This window comes from Flavivirga jejuensis (genome assembly GCF_030540765.1).
GTDB lineage: Bacteria > Bacteroidota > Bacteroidia > Flavobacteriales > Flavobacteriaceae > Flavivirga > Flavivirga jejuensis.
This window is the reverse complement of sequence record NZ_JAUOEL010000001.1, coordinates 893445-917239: the sequence shown is the minus strand read 5'-3', so window position 1 is coordinate 917239 and position 23795 is coordinate 893445. Positions and strand designations below refer to the sequence as shown.

20 protein-coding genes are annotated in these 23795 nt (G+C 31.5%); 8 read left to right on the top strand and 12 right to left on the bottom strand.

From position 1 onward, the window contains the following. Positions 1-34: 34 nt before the first annotated feature. From Q4Q40_RS04050 to Q4Q40_RS04040, 3 genes are all read right to left on the bottom strand, one after another. On the bottom strand, positions 35-916 hold the full coding sequence (locus Q4Q40_RS04050; protein WP_303300420.1) for a bifunctional 5,10-methylenetetrahydrofolate dehydrogenase/5,10-methenyltetrahydrofolate cyclohydrolase: 882 nt from the start codon (positions 914-916) through the stop codon (positions 35-37). A 126-nt stretch (positions 917-1042) separates the two neighbouring features. Next, positions 1043-2371 carry a signal recognition particle protein gene (gene ffh, locus Q4Q40_RS04045; RefSeq protein ID WP_303300419.1) on the bottom strand — a complete coding sequence of 443 codons (1329 nt, stop codon included), beginning with the start codon at positions 2369-2371 and terminating at the stop codon, positions 1043-1045. Between the two features lie 196 nt (positions 2372-2567). Then, entirely contained in the window at positions 2568-4346 is a 1779-nt protein-coding gene (locus Q4Q40_RS04040) for a hypothetical protein (RefSeq protein WP_303300418.1), read from the bottom strand. A 115-nt stretch (positions 4347-4461) separates the two neighbouring features. On the opposite strand from Q4Q40_RS04040, the gene Q4Q40_RS04035 reads away from it, so the two are divergent. The 7 genes from Q4Q40_RS04035 to Q4Q40_RS04005 all read left to right on the top strand — a co-directional run bounded on the left by Q4Q40_RS04035 (position 4462) and on the right by Q4Q40_RS04005 (position 10467). Next, positions 4462-4977 (top strand): RNA polymerase sigma factor, encoded by a 516-nt coding sequence (locus tag Q4Q40_RS04035; RefSeq protein ID WP_303300417.1) that lies wholly within the window; start codon positions 4462-4464, stop codon positions 4975-4977. A 228-nt stretch (positions 4978-5205) separates the two neighbouring features. Beyond that, complete coding sequence (locus tag Q4Q40_RS04030) at positions 5206-6102, top strand: FecR family protein (protein ID WP_303300416.1); 897 nt, start codon at positions 5206-5208, stop codon at positions 6100-6102. Then, positions 6095-8443 (top strand): TonB-dependent receptor plug domain-containing protein, encoded by a 2349-nt coding sequence (locus Q4Q40_RS04025; protein ID WP_303300415.1) that lies wholly within the window; start codon positions 6095-6097, stop codon positions 8441-8443. The genes Q4Q40_RS04030 and Q4Q40_RS04025 overlap by 8 nt, the downstream gene beginning before the upstream one ends. Positions 8444-8460: 17 nt before the next feature. Continuing rightward, positions 8461-8841 (top strand): hypothetical protein, encoded by a 381-nt coding sequence (locus tag Q4Q40_RS04020; protein WP_303300414.1) that lies wholly within the window; start codon positions 8461-8463, stop codon positions 8839-8841. Between the two features lie 245 nt (positions 8842-9086). Continuing rightward, positions 9087-9266, top strand: coding sequence for a hypothetical protein (locus Q4Q40_RS04015; RefSeq protein WP_303300413.1), 180 nt, complete (start codon positions 9087-9089; stop codon positions 9264-9266). Between the two features lie 144 nt (positions 9267-9410). Next, positions 9411-9710, top strand: a complete 300-nt coding sequence (locus Q4Q40_RS04010) for a hypothetical protein (protein ID WP_303300412.1) — start codon at positions 9411-9413, stop codon at positions 9708-9710. Between the two features lie 19 nt (positions 9711-9729). After that, positions 9730-10467 (top strand): ATPase, encoded by a 738-nt coding sequence (locus Q4Q40_RS04005; protein WP_303300411.1) that lies wholly within the window; start codon positions 9730-9732, stop codon positions 10465-10467. Between the two features lie 223 nt (positions 10468-10690). On the opposite strand, the gene argS is transcribed toward Q4Q40_RS04005, so the two are convergent. Next, on the bottom strand, positions 10691-12493 hold the full coding sequence (argS, locus tag Q4Q40_RS04000; RefSeq protein ID WP_303300410.1) for an arginine--tRNA ligase: 1803 nt from the start codon (positions 12491-12493) through the stop codon (positions 10691-10693). A gap of 477 nt (positions 12494-12970) precedes the next feature. Here argS and Q4Q40_RS03995 point away from each other — a divergent pair, with 477 nt between their 5' ends. Next, positions 12971-15043 (top strand): tetratricopeptide repeat-containing sensor histidine kinase, encoded by a 2073-nt coding sequence (locus tag Q4Q40_RS03995; protein ID WP_303300409.1) that lies wholly within the window; start codon positions 12971-12973, stop codon positions 15041-15043. A gap of 158 nt (positions 15044-15201) precedes the next feature. Here the strand turns inward: Q4Q40_RS03995 and ctlX are convergent, their stop codons facing one another. The 8 genes from ctlX to rpsD all read right to left on the bottom strand — a co-directional run bounded on the left by ctlX (position 15202) and on the right by rpsD (position 23619). Next, positions 15202-16137: a citrulline utilization hydrolase CtlX gene (gene ctlX / locus Q4Q40_RS03990; protein WP_303300408.1), complete on the bottom strand. Its 936-nt coding sequence runs from the start codon at positions 16135-16137 to the stop codon at positions 15202-15204. Between the two features lie 86 nt (positions 16138-16223). Continuing rightward, positions 16224-17138, bottom strand: a complete 915-nt coding sequence (locus Q4Q40_RS03985; RefSeq protein WP_303300407.1) for a dimethylarginine dimethylaminohydrolase family protein — start codon at positions 17136-17138, stop codon at positions 16224-16226. A 156-nt stretch (positions 17139-17294) separates the two neighbouring features. Further along, positions 17295-18581, bottom strand: a complete 1287-nt coding sequence (locus tag Q4Q40_RS03980) for a citrate synthase (protein ID WP_303300406.1) — start codon at positions 18579-18581, stop codon at positions 17295-17297. Positions 18582-18754: 173 nt separating this feature from the next. After that, on the bottom strand, positions 18755-20047 hold the full coding sequence (gene eno, locus Q4Q40_RS03975) for a phosphopyruvate hydratase (protein ID WP_303300405.1): 1293 nt from the start codon (positions 20045-20047) through the stop codon (positions 18755-18757). Positions 20048-20201: 154 nt separating this feature from the next. Next, positions 20202-21305, bottom strand: a complete 1104-nt coding sequence (gene carA, locus Q4Q40_RS03970; protein ID WP_303300404.1) for a glutamine-hydrolyzing carbamoyl-phosphate synthase small subunit — start codon at positions 21303-21305, stop codon at positions 20202-20204. Positions 21306-21389: 84 nt separating this feature from the next. Further along, positions 21390-21866 (bottom strand): 50S ribosomal protein L17, encoded by a 477-nt coding sequence (gene rplQ, locus Q4Q40_RS03965; RefSeq protein WP_303300403.1) that lies wholly within the window; start codon positions 21864-21866, stop codon positions 21390-21392. A 59-nt stretch (positions 21867-21925) separates the two neighbouring features. Next, entirely contained in the window at positions 21926-22918 is a 993-nt protein-coding gene (locus Q4Q40_RS03960; protein WP_135877611.1) for a DNA-directed RNA polymerase subunit alpha, read from the bottom strand. A gap of 95 nt (positions 22919-23013) precedes the next feature. Next, positions 23014-23619, bottom strand: coding sequence for a 30S ribosomal protein S4 (rpsD, locus tag Q4Q40_RS03955; protein ID WP_303300402.1), 606 nt, complete (start codon positions 23617-23619; stop codon positions 23014-23016). Positions 23620-23795 lie beyond the last annotated feature (176 nt).

The following is a 23795-nucleotide window of genomic DNA, read 5'->3' as shown; positions in this document are numbered from 1 at the left end:
CGTTTTTTATATAAGTTAATAATATACTATTTGTTTATATATTGTTATGTCTCTCTCGAGCAAGTAATGTGTTTTTAAGCAACATAGCAATGGTCATAGGACCTACACCACCAGGAACAGGTGTAATGTAACTTGCTTTTTTACTAACATTAGCAAAATCCACATCACCTACGATTTTATAACCTCTTGGTCTCGTCTCGTCTGTAACACGCGTAATCCCAACATCTACAATAACAGCATCGTCTTTAATCATTTCTGCTTTTAAGAAATTAGGAACTCCCAATGCCGAAATAATAATATCTGCTTGCGATGTAATTTGAGTGATATTTTTGGTATGGCTATGTGTTAAAGTTACCGTAGAGTTTCCAGGAAACCCTTTACGTCCCATTAAAATACTCATAGGTCTACCAACAATATGAGAACGCCCAATAACAACTGTGTGTTTCCCTTTAGTTTCTACACCATAACGGTCTAATAATTCCAAAATCCCAAATGGTGTTGCGGGAATAAAGGTCGACATATCTAAAGCCATTTTACCAAAATTTGTAGGATGAAAACCATCTACATCTTTATCTGGATTTACAGCTAATAATACTTTTTGTTCATTAATTTGTGGAGGCAATGGTAATTGCACTATAAAACCATCAATATCAGCATTTTCATTAAGTTCTTTTATTTTTTCTAATAACTCAATTTCACTTGTTGTATTAGACATTTGAACCAAAGTAGATTCAAAACCAACGCGCTCACAAGCTTTCACTTTACTACCAACATAGGTTAAACTTGCTCCATCATTACCAACAATAATTGCTGCTAAATGAGGCACCTTTTCTCCTTTATCTTTTATTTTCTGAACTTCAACTGCAATTTCATTTTTAATATCATTGCTTACTTTTTTTCCGTCAAGTATTACCATCCTTTAAAAGTTTACTTGCCTCGAATTCACGAATATTTTATCGCTAAGACGTAAAGGCACTAAATTATTTTCTTATTTTTTTAATTACTAACAACTGTTCACTGAAACTGCTCGCCGAATACTAATTTAGTTCATGCCTTTCATCATTTGCATCACCTTTTTGCCTCCGCCACCTTGCATCATTTTCATCATTTTACTCATTTGAGTAAATTGCTTTAACAGTTGGTTTACTTGTTGTACAGAAGTTCCTGAGCCTTTTCCTATACGTATTTTTCTACTTGAATTTATAATAGACGGATTGCTTCTTTCATTAGGTGTCATGGAATGAATAATAGCCTCAATACCTTTAAAAGCATCATCATCAATATCAACATCTTTCATCATTTTTCCAACACCAGGAATCATACCCATAAGGTCTTTCATGTTTCCCATCTTTTTAATCTGCTGGATTTGCTTTAAGAAATCGTCAAAACCAAATTGGTTTTTAGCTATTTTCTTTTGAAGCTTACGTGCTTCTTCTTCATCAAATTGCTCTTGAGCTCTTTCAACTAAAGAAACAACATCACCCATCCCAAGAATACGATCTGCCATACGTGATGGATAGAACACATCAATCGCTTCCATTTTTTCACCTGTACCAATAAACTTAATTGGCTTGTTTACTACAGATTTTATCGAGATTGCCGCACCACCTCGAGTATCACCATCTAATTTGGTTAGTATAACACCATCAAAATTCAATACATCATTAAAGGTCTTTGCTGTATTAACCGCATCCTGACCAGTCATAGAATCGACAACAAACAATGTTTCTTGTGGCTGGATAGCCTTGTGAATATTTGATATTTCGGTCATCATCACCTCATCGACAGCTAAACGTCCCGCGGTATCAATAATAACGACATTATGTCCATTTGCTTTTGCGTGAGCAATACCAGCTTTAGAAATGGCTACTGGATCTGTATTTCCTCTATCACTAAAAACCTCAACGCCTATTTGATCTCCAACTACATGTAATTGGTCGATCGCTGCTGGACGATACACATCACAGGCCACCAATAATGGTTTTTTAGTTTTTTTATTTTTAAGATAATTAGCAAGTTTACCAGAAAAGGTGGTTTTACCAGAACCCTGTAAACCAGACATTAATATAATGCTTGGAGTACCAGAAAGGTTAATGCCTTCGGCATCGCCTCCCATAAGTTCGGTCAACTCATCTTTTACGATTTTAACCATTAACTGACCTGGTTGTAATGTTGTTAAAACATTTTGACCAAGCGCTTTTTCCTTAACTTTATTTGTAAACTCTTTGGCTATTTTAAAATTAACATCGGCATCAAGTAATGCACGACGAACTTCTTTTAAAGTTTCTGCAACATTAACTTCCGTGATGCTTCCATGTCCTTTTAAAACATGTAAGGCTTTATCTAATTTATCGCTTAAATTATTAAACATAATTTACTTTTAATTTTAAGAGTAGCAAAGTTAATGATTTGAAGCGTACTAAAGAAGTGCCTTATTATAAAAAATGGAATAAAAAAAGACTGTCAGATCATATGATCTGACAGTCTATATAAAGGAGACTTACTTAACTAATTAACCTACCAAATCGAAAAGACAAGTTTTCCTTTTTTAAAATAATAGCAATTAATTACCATTCTATCCACTCAAGAACTAATATTCTTTCAATGCCTCCATTAGCATCTAAATCTTTTAATTCGATTCTATCTTGCGAAATTTCTTTTATTTCCCATCTATGGTTAAGCTCATAAAACGGTGCAAACTGGTCTTTAGCTTCAAACTGCAAACCAAGGAATAAACCTTCATTTCTATACGCTAACCAAGAACCACCTATAAAATCAAGACCTCCTCCAGGAGCAATAACATCTACATAGCCACTTTCAAGGAATATTATTGTATGATCAGATAATTCATCAGTTTTATCGACATCTTCATCTATGTATGAAGCAACTTCCCATTGACCATTAGTAACGACACTATCAATATAGTTTACATCTTCATCTGCACAGTGTCTTTTCAACATCATTTTATTGTCTCTATTACCTAACGACTCCAGTTTTATTAAATCTGGCTCAAGAAAAGTTATTAACCATTCTAATTGTAAATCAGGTCTGTTTTCTAAAGCTATTTGAAGGATAAAGCCATTTGCATTGTCTTCAGATATGCTATAAGTTCCTTCAACCAATTCACCTTTAACTCTAAGTTTAACAACGTTGTTTTCAAAGAAACTTAAAGGGGTTCCTATATAATCTTTTTCGTTATCGACACCGTCAACACTTAAACGTGATACTCTCCATAAACACTCTTGTAAATAGCTTTTTATTCTTTCTTGAGTAAAATCAATAACAACATCACAGTTTTTTTCTAAGATAATTTTATTACCTCCTGCTTGGTATAATTTTATTTTCCCATATTCTATTTCATAAACAAACCATTCTAATGTGAAGTCTACCAACGTATCAAATTCTAGCTTTATTAAAGCACCGTTATCTGTTACACGTGTTGTCCAAGTTCCTGTTAATATATCACCATCTCTAGTACGTACTTGAGTAACATTATCTTCTTTAAAAACAATTGCATACTCACTGTATTGATTGTATAAATCTTCTTCGTTTCTTTGAAATTCATGAACAACCCAAGGACAGATTTTTAATAAATTATCTAAACGTTCTTTGGTAAAATCGTCATCTCCATAATCATTATCATCATCTTCATCACAAGTATCTTTTGCTTCTTCAATAGTTCTTTCTAATGCTTCATTATTATTTACAACGGTTGTTGTTCCATCAGCATAAACCATAGTTACAGGAAAATTAAGACTGGCAAGTAAGCCTTCCTCATTTTTTACACGTTTAATAAAAAAGAATAAATCTCTATCATTTTCAACGGTAATAACGTCTATAACTTGAAATGACGTATCGTAAATCGAAAAAGATAATGGGTATTGAAAATCGATACATTCTATATCTTCATCTTCTTCGTTTTCTTCGCCACACTCATCAATGAATGCTTCTAAATCTTCACGACTACTAAGTGAAATCTCCGTATAGTCTGACAAAATAATTGTGATAGGAAATACTATTTCAAGATTATCGTCATCATCCTCAAACTTATTAAAGATCGTCTCAATGACCTTATAATCTTCTATTGAGTCAACAATAATTTCAAGACCATTAACAACAACTGTTACTGGTAACTCTATAGATAAACAACTTGCTTTATCAATAATATTATCTATAGATCCATCCTTGGCAGACGTGGCGCTAATAAAACTTGTTAGCTCTGAAGTGGCAACAAGAGCCTCACTTTCTGCAGGTGGTGTAATCTCAACTTTTTCCTCCTGACAAGAAGTAAAGAATAAAAGGGCAAAAAAAGGCATTAATAATAATGTTCTCATTTTAGTTTTCATGATATTTAATTTTGGGTTAAACATAGCTTTTTGAATATAAAACAGGATTACTTTAAAAATTCCTACCCCGTCTTTCCTTTTTTTTTAATTTAGTGCCTTCAACTACCAACTATACATGGAAAAAAAGCTACATGAGAATATTTGCGAAGAGCGTATGTTTTCTTCCATATTTAACAAACTCTCTAAAGATCTACACAATTTTTTATATTATAAGTTTGGAGAATTACTAAACCCAAAAGATAAAGTACAAGAAGCTTTTGTTAAACTTTGGGAAAACTGTAAAAATATATCTCCAGATAAGGCGAAAAGTTTTTTATTTACTACTGCCAATAATTTAATGTTAAATGAAACGGCACACCAAAAAGTTGTTTTAAAGCATCAACAAACCAAACCTAAGATGTATACTAATGAAAGTCCTGAATTTATAATGCAGGAGAACGAGTATATGGATAAATTACAAAAAGCCTTAGCTAATTTAACAGAAGCGCAACGTACTGCTTTTATGATGAATCGCGTTGAAGGAAAACGTTTTAAAGAAATCGCAGGACTTTTAGGTATTTCTACTAAAGCAGTTGAAAAACGTATTTATGGTGCTTTAACTAAGCTACGGAAGGATATTAAGGAGTTATGAAGTTTGAAGTTTGAAGTTTGAAGTTTGAAGTTTGAAGTTTGAAAATTAAACTTTTGGAATCTGACTTTTAGGTTTTGTATCCTTTATTTCTCAAAAAGACACAAAACCAACTGAACACTGAACACTGAACACTGAACACTGAACACTGAAATTTAAACTTTTTGAAAAAAAATTAAAATCAGGGTAGGGAAAAATAAAAGTTAACTGTTATATAGTTGTAATAAGATTATGAAACGAGACATTTTAATATCGAAATGGTTAAATAACGATCTGAATGATCAAGAACTTGAAGCGTTTAAAACACTTGAAGATTATGATGATTTAGTAAAATTAAACCAAGGCTTACAAGCTTTTAAAGTAGATGATTATAACACTTCTAAAGAATTGGATGCTGTTTTAAACACTATTAAAAGTAATAAAAAACAATCAACACATTGGTTTAAACCATTCATGCGTGTTGCAGCTATACTTGCTATTTGTTTTAGTCTATATTATTACACAACTACTTTAGATACTACTATAACTACTGAGTTTGCTCAAAAAACAACCATAGAATTACCAGATGCTTCTAGTGTGTCGTTAAATGCAAAATCATTATTAACATTCAATAAAAAGGATTGGAAAAATAATAGAGAAGTAGAACTTAATGGTGAGGCTTTTTTTAAAGTTGCAAAAGGATCATCATTTAAGGTAAAAACAAAAACAGGGCTTGTAACTGTTTACGGAACTCAATTTAATGTTAAACAATGGAACAATTATTTTGAGGTTATTTGCTACGAAGGTTTGGTTGGCGTCACTTACAATTCTCAAGAAACAAAGTTAAAACCTGGTAACAGTTTTTTAATTATCGACGGGAAAATAATTGTTAAAGAAAAAGAAAATCGCACATCGCCTTCGTGGTTAAATAACGAAAGTACTTTTAAAAGTTTACCTTATAGTAGAGTTATTGCAGAATTTGAAAGACAATACGATGTTGATATTACATTAATAAATATTGATTCCAGACAACTATTCTCAGGTAGTTTTGCTCATGATAATATAGATGTGGCAATAAAAGCAATTACCCTACCTTTACACGTAACTTATAGTAAAGTAAACAATACTATAATACTAAAACGTGAGTAGAAAATATACACTTTCTATTTTTTTGTTTTTACTTTTTTTGAATATTGCAAACCTAAAAGCCCAAACCATTCAAAAAGAAAAGTACCCCCTTTCGTCTATTTTAAATAGTCTTGAAAAGCGGTACAACATTAGTTTTTCTTATGCAGACGAAACGATTAAAAATAAAGAAATCATCTTACCTAATGAAGACTTAACTTTAGAAGCTCTTATAGCTTTTCTTAAAAATGAGACCAAACTAGATTTCAAATTATTGGATAGTCGCTTTGTAGTCATTAAGCTTTTAAAAAAAGAAAAAAACGATTTCAGAGTACAGAAACTTGAAGAGGTTGTTGTTACTAACTACCTTACTAACGGTATTACAAAATTAAATGATGGGTCTATCACTATAAAACCAGAGTCTTTTGGCATCCTTCCTGGTTTAATAGAACCTGATGTTTTACAAACAATTCAAGCGCTTCCTGGTGTTTTGAGTGTAGACGAAACAGTATCCAATATAAATGTAAGAGGTGGCACTCACGATCAAAATTTACTGTTATGGGATGGTATAAAAATGTATCAATCTGGGCATTTCTTCGGACTTATTTCTGCCTTCAACCCATATACAACCAAACGTGTTAATGTATATAAAAATGGTACCAGTGCTAAATATGGTGATGGTATTTCGAGTATTATAGACATCGAATTATCAGACGATATTGATAACGAATTTAAAGGAGGGCTTGGTTTTAACTTAATTAATGTCGATGGGTATGCTAAAATTCCATTATCAAAAAAAACAGAATTACAATTATCTACACGACGTTCTGTTACCGACCTAGTAGTTACACCTACTTACGATCAATATTTTAAACGTGTTTTTCAAGATTCAGATTTTAGTAATTATAGTAACAATTCCGTTTCTCAAAATGAGACCTTTTACTTTTATGATATAACTGCAAAGTTCTTGTATGACATTTCTAAAAAAGATAAACTTAGGTTTCATCTTTTAAATGTGAATAACAGATTAAATTATGATGAACGATCGACTATTAATAATAGAGATGAAGCTTTAAACAGTAAACTATCTCAACAAAATTCTGCAATTGGAATTACCTATACCAGAGATTGGACTCATAGACTTTCAACAACATACCAAATCTATGTTTCTAATTATGATCTGGATGCTACGAATTTTGATATTTTTAACGACCAACGTCTCATTCAAGAAAACGAGGTATATGATGGTTCTTCTAAATTTGATATTAATTACGAGCATAATCCCCGATTGAAAATAAATGGTGGCTACCAATTCACTGAAGTTGGTATTAGTAATTTAGAAGACATTAATAACCCCTTATTTAGAAGCTATATTAAAAATGTTATTAGAAGCCACGCTATTTATGCAGAAACATCACTTTTATCTAATAATATCAAAACAAATGTAACAGTAGGAACGCGATTAAATTATATAAACAAGTTTAAACTCCTTTTAGCAGAACCCAGATTAAGATTTAGTCAACGTTTTTTTAATAATTTCAGGTTCGAAATATTAGGAGAATTTAAACATCAAACTACGACTCAAATAATCGATTTACAAAATGATTTTTTGGGTATTGAAAAGCGCAGGTGGGTATTAGCTAACAATAACAGTGATAATATAATTATTAATAGCAAAACCATCTATCCTGTTCCTGTTATAAAAAGCAAACAAATATCGGCAGGTATTCATTATAACAAAAACAAATTGCTAATTAGCGCTGAAGGATATCTAAAAAAAGTAGATGGTATTACCACAAGAAGTCAAGGCTTTCAAAACCAATATCAATTCGTAAACAGTATTGGTAGCTATGACATTAAAGGAATAGACCTCTTATTGAACAAACAATTTGGTAATACTATAAGCAGCTGGGTATCTTATTCTTATAACAAGAACAATTATCTGTTTCCGTCGTTAAATAACGGTGAAAAATTCCCTAATAATTCAGACATTAGACATACATTTTCTTTTGCTGGAACCTATACACAAAACGGCATTAAACTAGCAATGGGGCTTAATTGGCATTCTGGGAAACCCACAACGCTCCCAGACACAGAGGATGCCCCAGATAATAGAGATATCACATACGCTTCTCCTAATAGTACTAATTTAGAAGATTATTTACGTGCAGATTGTTCTGCCTCGTATGATTTTAATATTTCTAATACCACACGAGCAACTATTGGAGCATCCGTTTGGAATGTTTTAAATAAAAAAAATATTATAAACACCTATTACACTTTGGATGATACTAATATGGTCAACAAAATTGAAAATGAATCCCTTGGCATCACTCCTAATGTTAGTTTAAGAATTCATTTTTAAATCCTTAATTTTGTAACATGATCTTTTTAAGAAGCGTACAACATATATTTAGCTTCCTTGTTTTACTAATTACTTTAGTATCGTTTTCAGGCTTTACAAATGTTTCTTATAATCATGAAAAACCTCAAACCGAGCTTTTTGTTAATAAAAACAAAAGCAGACACTCAACAGTTAAACAATACAAGCCTTTAGCTAAACAAGCTCAAAAAGTAACAAACAATCAGTATATTGTTTTTAGTTTTAAATCGCTGTTAAATAGTCATGCTTTTGACTTTAATATTAGTTTTAAATCTCAAAAGGAAATCATTTTACAATTCGAAGACTATAATAATCTTCTAGAGCAAAATCTTATTGCTCAAACCCAAACAATCGATTCCAAAAGTATCTTCATAGAATAAATTAACGATACCTAATTGCCTATACTCAGGCACTATTTCAATTTATTTTTTAATCAAGGCTGCCTGAAGGTGATAAACTTTGCCATCCAGAGCAAAGCGAAGAATCTTTTTTATCTAAAAATCAAAACATTAAAATTTATAGAGATTCTTCACTGCTTTGCTGCTTTCTTCGAAACAAAATATGTTTTGTTTCTCGGTAATATTCAGAATCACACTTTTTAGACAGCCTCTTTACTATTACCATAATGAAGACTTTAAAAAAGACACTAAGGTTATTCGCCTTAATATTCATGGTTGCCTTAGCAGCAGCATTACCTGTACCAATTACTTATTACAAAAAAGACAATGCTCCCAAGTATACTATTGAACTTATTGAAAAGAAAGATGATGATGCAGAAAACGAAGATGTAAAAGAGATTTTGTGATTTTAATTTATCAGAAAAAACATATAAATTTGATTAACATTAAATATAAAACATTGAGACGATTTTATATTAACTTATTGTCTGCTATTTGGCAGATTGGCACATTATTTGTATTTTTAACATAAATGTATCCTTCTAAAGTCAATGGAAAAAGTTAGATTAGAAAATATCAATAAAAAGTATTTATCTAAAAAAGATAAATCTCAATCTGAAAAAGCTGCAGTCGAACTTAGAATTGTTGAGGACAGAAAAGACTTATCTTTATTAGGAAGGATTGCTGCTGAGGGTACAAAAAAAGGATTCGAAAGAGCTAAAAAAGTTGCTCACGAAATCATCATTGTTCAAAATGGAAAACTTATCCGAAAAAGACCTGGTAAGCCTAATCAAGTTATTTCTAAATTAGAAGAGAGACGAGTTAAAATTGGAAAAACGACTTCTCTTTAACTATTTAGAATAGAAATAAATGTCAAATAAAAGATTGAGAATGTTTGCTGGACCAAATGGTTCAGGTAAAAGCACTGTATTTAATGAAATTAAAACAGACTACGATTTAGATTTAGGTATTTATTTAAACGCAGATGAAATAGAAAAAAAACTCAAAAAAGAAAACTCAATTGAAATTTCAGATTATAATCTTTCGATTGAAATTGGAGCAAAATTTAATGATTTCATTTCTTCTCATTCCCTATTTAAAAAAGCTACAAATGATGGATATAAAATTGACTTAATTTTTAAAGATGGTTTAATTTTAAACCCTAATTCTCAAACTCATTCTTATGAAGCATCAATTTTGACCGATTTTTTGAGGCAGGAGCTAATTAAGTCTGGACAAAAACTCTCTTTCGAAACAGTAATGTCTCATCCTTCTAAAATAGAAACTTTAAAATTCTCAAAAGGGAATAACTATAAAAACTATTTATATTTTATATCTACCGAAAGTGTTGAAATCAATAAATCGCGTGTAATAGAAAGAGTTATGAATGGTGGTCATCCAGTTCCAGCAAATAAAATACAAGAAAGATATTATAGAAGTTTAGAAATGTTACAAGATGCAATAAAGTCAACTTACAGAACTTTCATATTTGATAATAGTGAAAGCAAATCTAGATTAATTCTTGACATCCATAAAGCTAAAACAGTAACATATCGAAGCGATAGAATTCCTAAATGGGTAGATAAGTATTTATTTGAGAATAACTAAGTCTGCGTGAAATACTGAAACAAAAGAATAACGTGGTAAAACTGAATTCGTAAAATTCGTATCAAAAATTTTTAGAAGTTGAATAGAAAATTGCAACAAACGAATAACAGCAAAATTTTAGATAAAAGATTTTCACTTTTACTAAACTAATTAAGCTAGCAAAAAACACTCGTATTTTCTCATTACTGACGTTTTCATAAACTAATTGTTAAATAAACAAATATCACATCCGTTCAGGAACATAAATCCCTAACAGTCCAAATCCATTTTTAATAGTATTAGCAACTGTATTTGAAAGCTGTACTCTAAACGATTTCTCATTATCATTATCCGCACCTAAGATGGATACATTTTGATAGAAGGAATTGAATTCCTTAACCAGATCGTAAGTATAATTAGCAATTAAAGCGGGACTATGTTGCGCTGCTGCATTTTGTATAACTTCTGGGAATAATTGAACTTGTTTAAGAAGTTCTTTTTCTTTTGCGTGTAAAGACACTTCGTCGAAGTTAAGCGAATTCGAAGCACTCAGTGTGACAGAAGCATCTAAATTAGCCTTTCTTAATATAGATTGAATTCTTGCATAGGTATACTGAATAAAAGGGCCTGTATTCCCTTGAAAATCGATAGATTCTTTAGGATCGAATAAAATACGTTTTTTAGGATCTACTTTTAAAACATAATATTTTAAAGCTCCCAAACCAATGGTTTTATAAAGCGCCTGCTTTTCATCATCAGAATAGCCATCAAGTTTCCCTAATTCTTCAGAAATCTCACCAGCGGTTTTAGCCATATCATCAATTAAATCGTCGGCATCAACGACGGTACCTTCCCTGCTCTTCATCTTTCCGCTAGGCAAATCTACCATACCATAACTTAAATGATATAAATTTTTAGCCCATTCGAAACCAAGTTTCTTTAAAATTAAAAACAATACCTGAAAATGATAATCCTGCTCATTACCAACAGTATAAACCATACCACTAACATCAGGAAAATCTTTAATACGTTGTATAGCAGTACCAATATCCTGAGTCATATAAACCGCAGTACCATCCGCACGTTGTACTATTTTTTTATCTAATCCGTCTTCGGCTAAATCACACCAAACCGAACCATCTTCTTCTTTAATAAAAACCCCCGATTTTAATCCCTCAGTAACAAATTCTTTTCCTAATAAATAGGTATTACTTTCATAATATAAAGTATCAAAATCAACACCTAAATTTTTATAGGTGATGTCAAAACCATCATATACCCAGCTGTTCATTTTCTTCCAAAGCGCAACCACTTCTTCATCTCCAGCTTCCCATTTTAAAAGCATGTCTTGGGCTTCTAATAAAATTGGCGCCTTCTTTTTAGCTGCTTCCTCTGTTTCACCCGAATGTATTAAACTTTGAATTTCTTTTTTGTACTCTTGATCGAACTTTACATAATAGTTCCCAACCAATTTATCTCCTTTTAAACCTGTGCTTTCTGGAGTTTCCTCATTTCCAAAACGTTTCCAGGCCAGCATACTTTTACAAATATGAATACCTCTATCGTTAATAATTTGAGTTTTGTAAACTTTCGTTCCTGCTGCTTTTAAAATTTCGGCAACACTATAACCTAAAAGATTATTTCGTACATGCCCTAAATGCAATGGTTTGTTAGTATTTGGCGAAGAGTATTCTACCATAACCGCTTTTCCTTCCGCCGCAGGCGTAACAAAACCATAAGTATCATTATTTTTTATGCCATTAAAAAAATTGATATAATAGGAATCACTTATCTCAACATTTAAAAATCCTTTCACCACATTAAAAGCCTTAACATCTGCTACATGTTCCACTAGGTAATTACCAATAGTTTCCCCTATTTGTACAGGGTTACCTTTCACAAAACGTAACATAGGAAAAATAACAACAGTAATATCTCCAGCAAACTCTTTTCTGGTTGCTTGAAATTCTACCGTTTCTAATTCTATATTAAAACTAGATTTTACAGCTTGCTTTACTTGATTAGATAAAGTCTCTTGAAGGCTCATTATATGGTCATTTTTTTAAGAGAGCAAAGATAAAACTTTTATCAAAGCATCACCCCCAAAATTGATCTTAATAAAACAGAAGGTTCTTAAAATGAAAAAACTACATATCATTAAATACAAAAAACAAATAAATTACTCATCGACAAGAGGTTGGACATGACCTAAAAAAACATCTTAAAAAATTATGCATTTCATCGACAAAAGTGCTCTTTTTCTATGATTTTTACCGTTCATCTATTAGTCGATTTTTCTGTTAATTTTTCTTCATCCTTTCGTCTAATTTATTCGCATTAAAACCCAGAAATTAGATTTTAACAAGGCTTTTTCCAACTTTTGTTCAGTAAAGCTATTAGTAAATCCATTTATTGGAAATTTTAACACTAACAAATACGTTACTGTTTAATAAAGCAATCTTATTTTCCCTCAAACTTAAGATGCTTTTAATTATTGCTTTGTTTATAATTGTATAAATATTGTATGAGGAAAATAATTACTTTAAGTATATTTTTATCTATGTTCATGGGGTTCTCTCAAACCAATGATGTAGATAGCCTTGCTATAGAATTAGCCTTTCAAAATCAAGATACTTTAAAAATAGAAACGTCTTTAAAGCTTATTAAATCGCTTTATAATTTAAACGATTATGATAGAGCATTAAAATATATTATTGAAAGTGAAAAACTCTCTAACAATTTACAATACGATAAGGGCATTGCAGAAGTTACCTATTATAAAGCATTAATCTATGCTAAAAAAGACGACTATATAAATGCCGTTAGTGGTTATGAAAAATCTAAAGATTTATTTAATAAATTAAACGATACACTTGGAGTCGCTAAAGTAAATAACAGTATTGGTTTAATTGAAATTAAGAGAGGAAATTACACTAAAGGATTACAATTCTCGCTTGCTGCTATTAAAGAATTAGAGAAAAGGCACTTAACAAACGACCTACGATTGGCTTATAGCAACTTAGCTGATGCTTATTTTAACATTAATGCTTTCGATAAAGCAATGGCATTTTATTTAAAAGCTTTAAATATTCAAGAACAATTAAACGATGTTAAAGGCATCAATCGATCAAACAGTCAATTAGCTGATTTATACTCTTACAAAAAGGAACATAGAAAAGCGATAGAATATTACGAAAAAGTATTAGCCAATAAAGAAACTAGCAACGATTCTATACGTGGACGCATTTTCCCTAAATTAGGTGGTGAATATTTACAGTTTAATGATTATGAAAAAGCGGCACAATACTTAGTAAAAGGTTTAGGCATTAATAGACGTGGTAGATATAATGAAGGTTTATTAACTGCTTTAAATAATCTTGGTAATTTAAATTTACAACAAGGGCGCTTAATCTTGGCTGAACGACAATTACTTGAAGCAGGTGCTATAGCTAAAAAAATAGATAATAAAGAAGAATTACTCAAGCATTACAGCTTGATGAAATCGTTAGATTCTATAAAAAAACGATTTGACAGAGCTTTTATTTGGCAACGTCAATATTACGATTTAAAAAATACGCTTGATAAAAATGAAATAGCAATTGATTCGAATACAAACGAACCTCTAGAATTAGAACTAAATCCAGATTTTGACAAACCAGTTGAAGAAACAAAAGTAGTTACTAGTCCAACAACTGTTGAGATAACCCAAACTAAAGAGCGTTTTGACAGGTTTAAGCTAATTTTTTACGCGTTGTTAGCAGCACTCGCTATTGTATCTACCTTTTTAGTTTTAATTTACCTAAAACGTAATAACAATATAAAGTACACTCAAGAATTAGAAGAGAAAAATATTAAAATTGAATTACAAAACGAAGCGTTTCAAGAACAAACCAAACATCTTGAAAATGTTAATAATGTAAAAGATAAACTATTCTCTATTGTTTCTCACGATTTAAAAGATTCTCTATCTTCTATTAATGGTTTTATAGACTTACTTAAAGACGGTTCTTTATCTAGAGAAGAGTTCGATAATTTAATTCCAGAATTGAGTGAAAACGCGAACAACGCATCATTATTATTATTTAATTTATTAAATTGGTCTAAATCTCAAATGCAGTCGTTAGAGCCAAAGCCTAGCTTATTTGATATTCAAGAAGTTTTTGAAGATAAGGTTAAACTTGTTGATCAGCGTATGGAGAATAAAGGCATTACTTTAGTCGACCATTCTTTACGTGACTTTGCTTACGCAGATAGAAGTATGTTTGAAATTGTTGTTCAAAACTTACTCGCAAATGCTTTAAAATTCTGTAAAAACGGCGATACCATTACTATTTCGAACCATATTAGCAACGGAAGTTGTATTGTAAGTATTGCAGATACAGGTATTGGCATTTCTAAACAAAATTTAGAGAAGCTATTCAAAAACAATTCGTTTACTACCGTTGGTACTAATAATGAAAAAGGTACTGGTTTAGGACTTTCTATTTGTAAAGAGCTAATAGAATTGAATAACGGGAAAATTTGGGTTGAAAGCACCCAAGGAGTAGGTAGTACATTCTATCTTCAACTGCCTAAATCTAGACCTAATGGAGATTAAGAAACTGTTTAAGCTTTGTTTTTGAATTATTAGTTGGGTGGATTAAGTTCTTAGTCAAGTAAAAATAAATGCGAATAACATCGCTATTTAAAGATATTTTGTTACAGAATGGGGCTTAAGACGACAAAATAAACTAAAGGATAAAATTCAAACAGTTTCTAAGCTTTAGGTAAAAATACTTCTGCCATCATACAACGAGCGCTACCACCACCACAAGCTTCAATAGTATTTAAAGAACTAGACACTATTTTGGTATGTTTTTCTAATTTCTCAATCTGAGATTTTGTTAAAGAATCATAAGCGGCTTGACTCATAATTAAATAACGCACATCGTCAGCTCCTTTTACTTGTAACATATTGCCTGCGAAATTACTAACCTGAGCTTCGGTAATATCAATAATTTCTTTGTTATTTTCTTTTAAATGACCGATAACATTTTTGCGTTCTTTTTTATCATCAATACTACTTAAACAAATAACGGCAAAGGTTTCTCCCAAACACATCATAACATTAGTATGATAAATGGCTTTGCGAGTTTCGTTCACTGTTTGGTAGGAGGTAAATATTACTGGTGTATATTCAAAATCCTCACAAAATTCAATAAATAAATCTTCATCTGCTCTTGGAGACAATGCACAATATGCTTTTCTATTGATACGATCTAACAATAAACTTCCAGTTCCTTCAAGAAATACCTCCTCTTCTTCAGCACTCGTGTAATCGACAATATTATTTATTAGGAACCCATTCGCCTCTAAAGTATCTAAAATATCTTCACGACGCTCTAAACGTCTGTTATTTGCAAACATAGGATATATACCTACATTTCCATTTTCATGAAATGACACCCAATTATTTGGAAAAATTGCATCTGGTGTATCAGCTACGTCCGTGTCGTTAACAACTATAACATTCACACCTATTGCTCTTAGCTTTTCAACATATCCGTCAAATTCTTGCTGTGCTTTAGCATTAACTGTTTCTGGCAATAAGTTATCAATTACTTTTTGATAATAATTGTTTACAGCTGTTTGCTCATTCATCCTAAAATTTATAGGGCGAATCATTAAAATAGTGTTTGTTATTTGTTGCATGTTATTCAATTTAAACTCTAAATTTATAACTTAAAAAATGGAAATGATTGTTATCTACAATAAAAACAATCTTAGTTTATAAAAGACTAATCCCTGATTAAAGGCATTGTAGAACAACGTAATAACCCTTCTTGCTTAGCAATTTCAGCATAAGGAACTTCTTCAACTGTAAAACCTTGATCAGCTAACCAGGAGTTTAAACGCGTAAAGTTTTTTTCTGAAATAATAACTTCTTCTGAAATGGAAAATACGTTACTATTCATTTCATACATCTCGTCTTTAGTTATTTCGAAAATGTTTTCTTTTCCAAAGAAATCGACCAACCATTCATACTCACGCTCAACCAAAAAACCATTTTTATGAAGAATCGCTTTATCTTTTCCTATAGGTTGAAAACAACAATCTAAATGTAATGCATTGTCTTTAGCAATTGTGTTAGATTTTCTAAGTTCGAACGATTTAACAATTTTATTAGGGAATAGTTCTTGAATGGCTATAACCGCATCCATATTTGTGCGCGCTGTAATTATATCTGGATAATCTTCACCTGAATAGGTTCCTATAAAAATATAATCATTCCATACCATCACATCGCCTCCTTCAACATGACATGCTTCTGGTAATATAATCCTGTTTTCTTTATCTACTTGATCCCAAATATATTTTATGGCTTTTACCTCTTCTTCTCTATTTGGTAAAATATTAGCTCGAATAATCTTATCTTCAATTACAAAAGCGATATCTCTAGAAAATATCTGATTGCAATCTTTAATAATTTCTGGTCTGTATACTTTAACATCATATTTTTTAAAAACTGCTGCTGCTGCTTCCATTTCTAAAATCATGTCTTCCTCTTTCGGGTAGGTTCCAGCTAGTACATGCTCAATACTTTTAGGATCATAACATGCTTCAACTTTAGGGATAGGACCATTACTTTGAGCCGTACCCAAAACAACAGCTCTTAATCTTGATGTTTCGTTTTTAATATTTAATTTTAACATACTTATAATCCTAAAAAAGGCATTTTATTATTGAGGGGGCAAAACTAATAATAATAAAACACTTTTTGAATTATTCTAAAATATATTGCTCAAAAAAAACAAAAGCTTCATAAAAAGATTATGAAGCTTAGTAATAATACAAAAACGTATTAAAATTTATCTTTTATTAATCGGTACAAAGGGTCTTTTTGTTTCACCAATATACAACTGTCTTGGCCTACCAATTGGTTCTTTACGTAAACGCATTTCACGCCATTGTGCTATCCATCCAGGTAATCGTCCTAGAGCAAACATTACTGTAAACATATCTGTTGGGATTCCCATACCTCTGTATATAATTCCAGAATAGAAATCTACATTTGGATACAGTTTACGTTTCACAAAATAATCATCATTTAGCGCTTCTTGCTCCAAGCCTTTTGCTATTTCTAAAATAGGGTCTTCAACACCTAAATCTGCAAGGACTTCATCTGCTGCTACTTTTATTATTTTAGCACGTGGATCAAAGTTTTTATAAACACGGTGACCAAATCCCATTAAACGGAATGGATCTTCTTTGTCTTTAGCTTTAGCCATATACTTCTTAGTATCTCCTCCATCTTCTTTGATAGCTTCAAGCATTTCCAATACGGCTTGATTCGCTCCTCCATGAAGTGGTCCCCAAAGAGCAGAAATACCAGCAGAAAGTGATGCAAATAATCCAGCATGAGAAGAACCTACTATTCTAACTGTAGACGTTGAACAGTTTTGCTCATGATCTGCATGCAGAATTAAAAGTTTATCTAAAGCATCGACTACAATTTTATTCTGAACATATTCCTCATTAGGTTTCTTAAACATCATTTTCAAGACGTTTTCTACATAACCTAAATTCTTATCACCATAATCTAAAGGCAATCCTTGTTTTTTACGAAGCGTCCAAGCCACTAATACTGGGAATTTCCCTAGTATTCTTACTACAGACTTATACATATCCTCTTCAGAATCTACATTTACCGAAGATGGATTAAATGCTGTTAAAGCACTTGTTAGTGAGGACAATACACCCATTGGATGTGCAGACTTAGGAAAAGCATCTACAATTTTTCTAATATCATCATCAACCAAAGATTCTGCTTTGATATCTTCATGGAATTTATCGTTTTGTTCTTTAGTCGGTAATTCACCAAAAATCAGTAAATAAGCAACCTCCAAAAAATCTGCTTTTTCAGCAAGTTCTTCAATACTATAACCTCTATAACTTAAAATTCCTTTTTCGCCATCTAAAAAGGTAATACTGCTTTCACATGAACCCGTATTCTTATAACCAGGGTCTATGGTAGTAACACCTCCTGTAGTACTTCTAAGGTTTTTTATATCAATTGCAACTTCCTTTTCTGTTCCTTCTATTAAAGGAAATTCATATTTTTCTCCGTTTATTTCTAAGGTAGCAATATTAGCCATATATATGTAGTAAATTAATTTTGTTTAGCGGAATGCTAAATTACGAAATCTATCAGGATTTTTAAAGCTTCTAGCTAATGATTTAAGTCAATTATCGTATAAATAAATTTGATGGCAATAAAAAAAGCGATTATTAAAAAATAATAACCGCTTTTTTATAAATTCTATAATTTCTATTTTATTTTGAAGGCTTTTTCTTGAGGAAAATAAGCAACGTCTCCTAATTCTTCTTCGATACGAAGTAATTGATTGTATTTAGCCATACGATCACTACGAGATGCAGAACCTGTTTTAATTTGTCCTGTATTTAAGGCCACTGCTAAATCTGCAATGGTGTTATCTTCTGTTTCTCCAGAGCGGTGAGACATTACAGACGTATAACCTGCATTATGTGCCATATTTACAGCGGCAATAGTTTCGGTTAATGTACCTATTTGGTTTACTTTAATAAGGATTGAATTTGCGATGCCATTTTCAATACCTCGAGATAAACGTTCTACATTAGTTACAAATAAATCATCCCCAACTAACTGCACTTTATCTCCAACTAATTCTGTTAAGTATTTCCAACCTTCCCAATCATTCTCATCCATACCATCCTCAATAGAAATAATAGGATATTTAGCCACTAATTCTGCTAAATAATCTGCTTGTTCTTTACTTGTTCTTACAACACCAGCATCGCCTTCAAATTTTTTGTAATCGTATTGTCCATTTTCATAGAACTCTGCTGAAGCACAATCTAAAGCAATTTTAACTTCATCACCAAATTTATATCCAGCATTCTCAACTGCTTTTGCTATAGTTTCTAGAGCATCTTCTGTTCCTCCTGCTAGATTTGGTGCAAATCCACCTTCATCTCCAACTGCAGTACTTAAATTTCTATCGTGTAAAACTTTTTTAAGGTTATGAAAAATTTCTGTTCCCATTTGCATAGCATGTGTAAAGTTTTTAGCTTTTACAGGCATAATCATAAACTCTTGAAATGCAATAGGCGCATCACTATGAGATCCTCCATTAATGATATTCATCATTGGTAATGGTAATGTATTAGCAGAAACACCACCTACGTAACGATATAACGGTAAACCTAGCTCACCAGCAGCAGCTTTTGCTACAGCTAAAGAAACTCCTAAAATGGCATTAGCTCCTAATTTTGACTTGTTAGGTGTTCCATCTAAATCGATCATTATTCGATCAATTAAATTTTGTTCGAATACAGAAACTCCTAATAATTCTTTAGCAATAATAGAATTTACATTATCTACAGCTTTAGTGACACCCTTTCCCATATAGGCACTACCTCCATCACGTAATTCAACAGCTTCATGTTCTCCAGTTGATGCACCAGATGGTACAGCAGCTCTTCCTAATACATCATTCTCAGTTACTACATCTACTTCAACTGTAGGATTTCCTCTTGAATCTAGAATTTGTCTTGCGTGGATATTAATTATAATACTCATAATTGGTTATTTTTAATCTTTATAATACTTCAAATTTACGGCTAAATCTTGTTTATTTTAAGATGTTTTTGAAGAAATACTCAAAACCACATCTACAACGTTTTAGTAAAAATAAGCCTCAAAAAAATGTGCTTTTTGAGGCTTATTTTTCAATTTATTTTTTGATATTTTCAATGAATTGATCGAAAAGATATGACGAATCATGAGGTCCTGGACTTGCTTCAGGATGGTATTGTACTGAAAAACAATTTTTGTTTTTCATAGCCAAACCTGCAACGGTATGATCATTTAAATGAACATGTGTTATCTGCAACTCTGGATTTGCTTCAGACTCTTCTCTATTTACGGCAAATCCATGGTTTTGAGACGTAATTTCTCCTTTTCCTGTTTCCAGGTTTTTTACAGGATGGTTGATCCCTCTGTGTCCATTGTGCATTTTATAAGTAGATACACCGTTGGCTCTTGCAATAACTTGGTGTCCTAAACAAATACCAAACAAAGGTAAATCTCTTTTTATAACTTCTTTTGCCAAATCCTGTGCTTCTACCAAAGGTTCAGGATCTCCTGGTCCGTTTGATAAAAAGTAACCATCTGGTTTAAATGCTTCTAAATCTTCAAACTTAGAATTGTATGGAAATACTTTTATATAAGCATCTCTACTTGCTATATTTCGTAAAATATTTTTCTTTATTCCAATATCTAAAGCTGCCACTTTATAAGTTGCATTCTCATCTCCAAAATAATAAGGTTCTTTAGTAGACACTTTTGATGCTAATTCTAAACCTTCCATATTTGGAACTTCTGCTAATTGCTTCTTTAAACCTTCAATATTATCAACCTCTGTAGAAATAACGGCATTCATTGCACCATGATCTCTAATATAGCTTACTAAGGCTCGAGTATCAACATCAGAAATAGCCAATAAGTTATTTTTATCTAAAAACGCTTCTAAAGAACCTTCAGAATCAACTCGAGAATATACATAACTGAAGTTTTTACAAATTAATCCAGCTATTTTAATAGAATCAGATTCTACTTCATCTGCATTTGTTCCATAATTACCAATATGTGCATTTGTGGTTACCATCAATTGTCCAAAGTAAGATGGATCTGTAAAAATCTCTTGGTAACCAGTCATACCCGTATTAAAACAAACCTCGCCAAAAGACGTTCCCTGTTTATTACCTACTGCCTTACCGTAAAAAATAGTGCCATCTGCTAGAAGAATGATGGCTTTTTGTCTCTTTTGATATTTCATATTTTAAAAAAGTTTTACAAAATTGCATAAAAAAAAGGATAAACTAAAATAGTTTATCCTTTATATTTAAATGCTTATTAACATTTATTCTTCTTCTTCGTTTGTTGCTTTTGTTTCTACAACAGGAGCAGCAGCTGGTTTTGCACCACCTCTTCTACTTCTTCTTGTTGTTTTCTTAGCTTTCTTTCCAGCATTGTAAATCTCATTATAATCTACAAGCTCTATCATAGCCATATCAGCATTATCACCTAAACGATTACCAAGCTTAATAATTCTTGTGTAACCTCCTGGACGATCAGCAACTTTAGCCGCAACATCTCTAAATAATTCGGCTACTGCTCCTTTTTGTCTAAGACGAGCCATCACAATACGTCTGTTGTGCGTAGTATCTTCTTTAGATTTTGTAATCATTGGTTCAACAAATTGCTTTAACGCTTTGGCTTTAGCAACTGTTGTGTTAATACGCTTATGTTCTATTAAAGAACAAGCCATATTAGCTAACATTGATTTTCTATGAGCAGTTTTTCTACCTAAATGATTTATTTTTTTTCCGTGTCTCATGACCTTTGTTTTATCATCTTGCTACTAAACTCGTGTATCGAGGAGCAAAATATGATTGCTTAATCTTTGTCTAATTTATATTTACTTAAATCCATTCCGAAATTTAACCCTTTAACATTTACAAGCTCTTCAAGCTCTGTTAAAGACTTCTTACCGAAGTTTCTGAATTTCATTAAATCGTTTTTATTGAATGATACCAAGTCACCTAAAGTATCTACTTCTGCAGCTTTTAAACAATTAAGTGCACGTACAGATAAATCCATATCGATTAACTTAGTTTTAAGCAACTGTCTCATATGTAATGATTCTTCATCATATGTTTCAGTTTGTGCTATTTCATCAGCTTCTAAAGTGATACGCTCATCAGAGAATAACATGAAGTGGTGAATTAACGTTTTAGCAGCTTCTGTTAAAGCATCTTGTGGCGTAATTGAACCATCTGTAATAATTTCAAAAACTAATTTTTCGTAATCGGTTTTTTGCTCTACACGATAGTTTTCAATACTATACTTAACATTTTTTATTGGCGTATAAATTGAATCTGTAAAAATCGTTCCTATTGGTGCAGCAGCTTTCTTATTTTCTTCTGCAGGAACATAACCTCTTCCTTTTTCAATAGTAATTTCCAAGTTAAAATTAACTTTAGGATCTAAGTTACAGATAACTAATTCTGTATTTAATACTTGAAATCCTGAAATGAATTTTTGAAAATCTCCAGCGGTGATTCTATCTTGACCAGAGATTGAGATTGAAATTGATTCATTATCAATATCATCAATTTGTCTTTTAAAACGTGCTTGCTTTAAATTTAAAATGATTTCTGTAACATCTTCAACGACTCCAGCAATTGCTGAAAACTCATGATCTACACCTTCAATTCTAACCGATGTAATTGCAAATCCTTCTAATGAAGAAAGTAAAACTCTTCTTAATGCATTACCTACTGTTAATCCGTAACCTGGTTCTAACGGTCTGAATTCGAATTTACCTTCGAAATCAGTAGAATCAATCATGATTACTTTATCGGGCTTTTGAAAATTAAATACTGCCATATTTTTCTTCGTTTTAATTGTTATTTAGTTGCGCGATCTAAAAGTTTGAAGAAGACTAATAAATCCTTTGGCTAAATACCAATATGATTAATTTATTATTTAGAATATAATTCAACGATGAATTGTTCGTTTATGTTTTCTGGAATTTGAATTCTAGCAGGAATAGAAACATAAGTTCCTTGCTTCGTATCATCGTTCCAAGTAATCCATTCGTAAACGTGACTTGAGTTTGATAAAGATCTATCAATTGCCTCAAGTGATTTTGATTTTTCTCTTACTGCAACAACATCACCTGCTTTTAAAGAATATGAAGGTATATTTACCAACTCTCCGTTTACAGTAATGTGTCTGTGAGATACTAATTGTCTTGCACCACTTCTAGAAGGAGAAATTCCCATTCTATATACTACGTTGTCTAATCTAGACTCACATAATTGTAATAAAACTTCACCAGTAATACCTTGTGCAGCTCTAGCTTTTTTAAATAAACCTCTAAATTGACGCTCTAAAATACCGTAAGTATATTTAGCTTTTTGTTTTTCCATTAACTGGATTGCGTATTCAGATTTTTTTCCACGTCTTCTGTTGTTTCCATGTTGACCTGGAGGGTAATTTCTTTTTTCAAAAGACTTATCGTCTCCAAAAATAGCTTCGCCAAATTTACGAGCTATTTTAGTTTTAGGACCAGTATATCTTGCCATTTTAAATTTGTTTATGAGAGTGATTATGAATTAAGGTCTTAATCTTATCCTTCGATAATCTTTTTTATCTCTCGTTGATACTTGTTAATTATTTTTTTTCAGTTTGCAAATTTACGTATAAAAAATTAATATCAACTGTTAAAACAGTTGATATTAATTCTTATAAAATATATAAA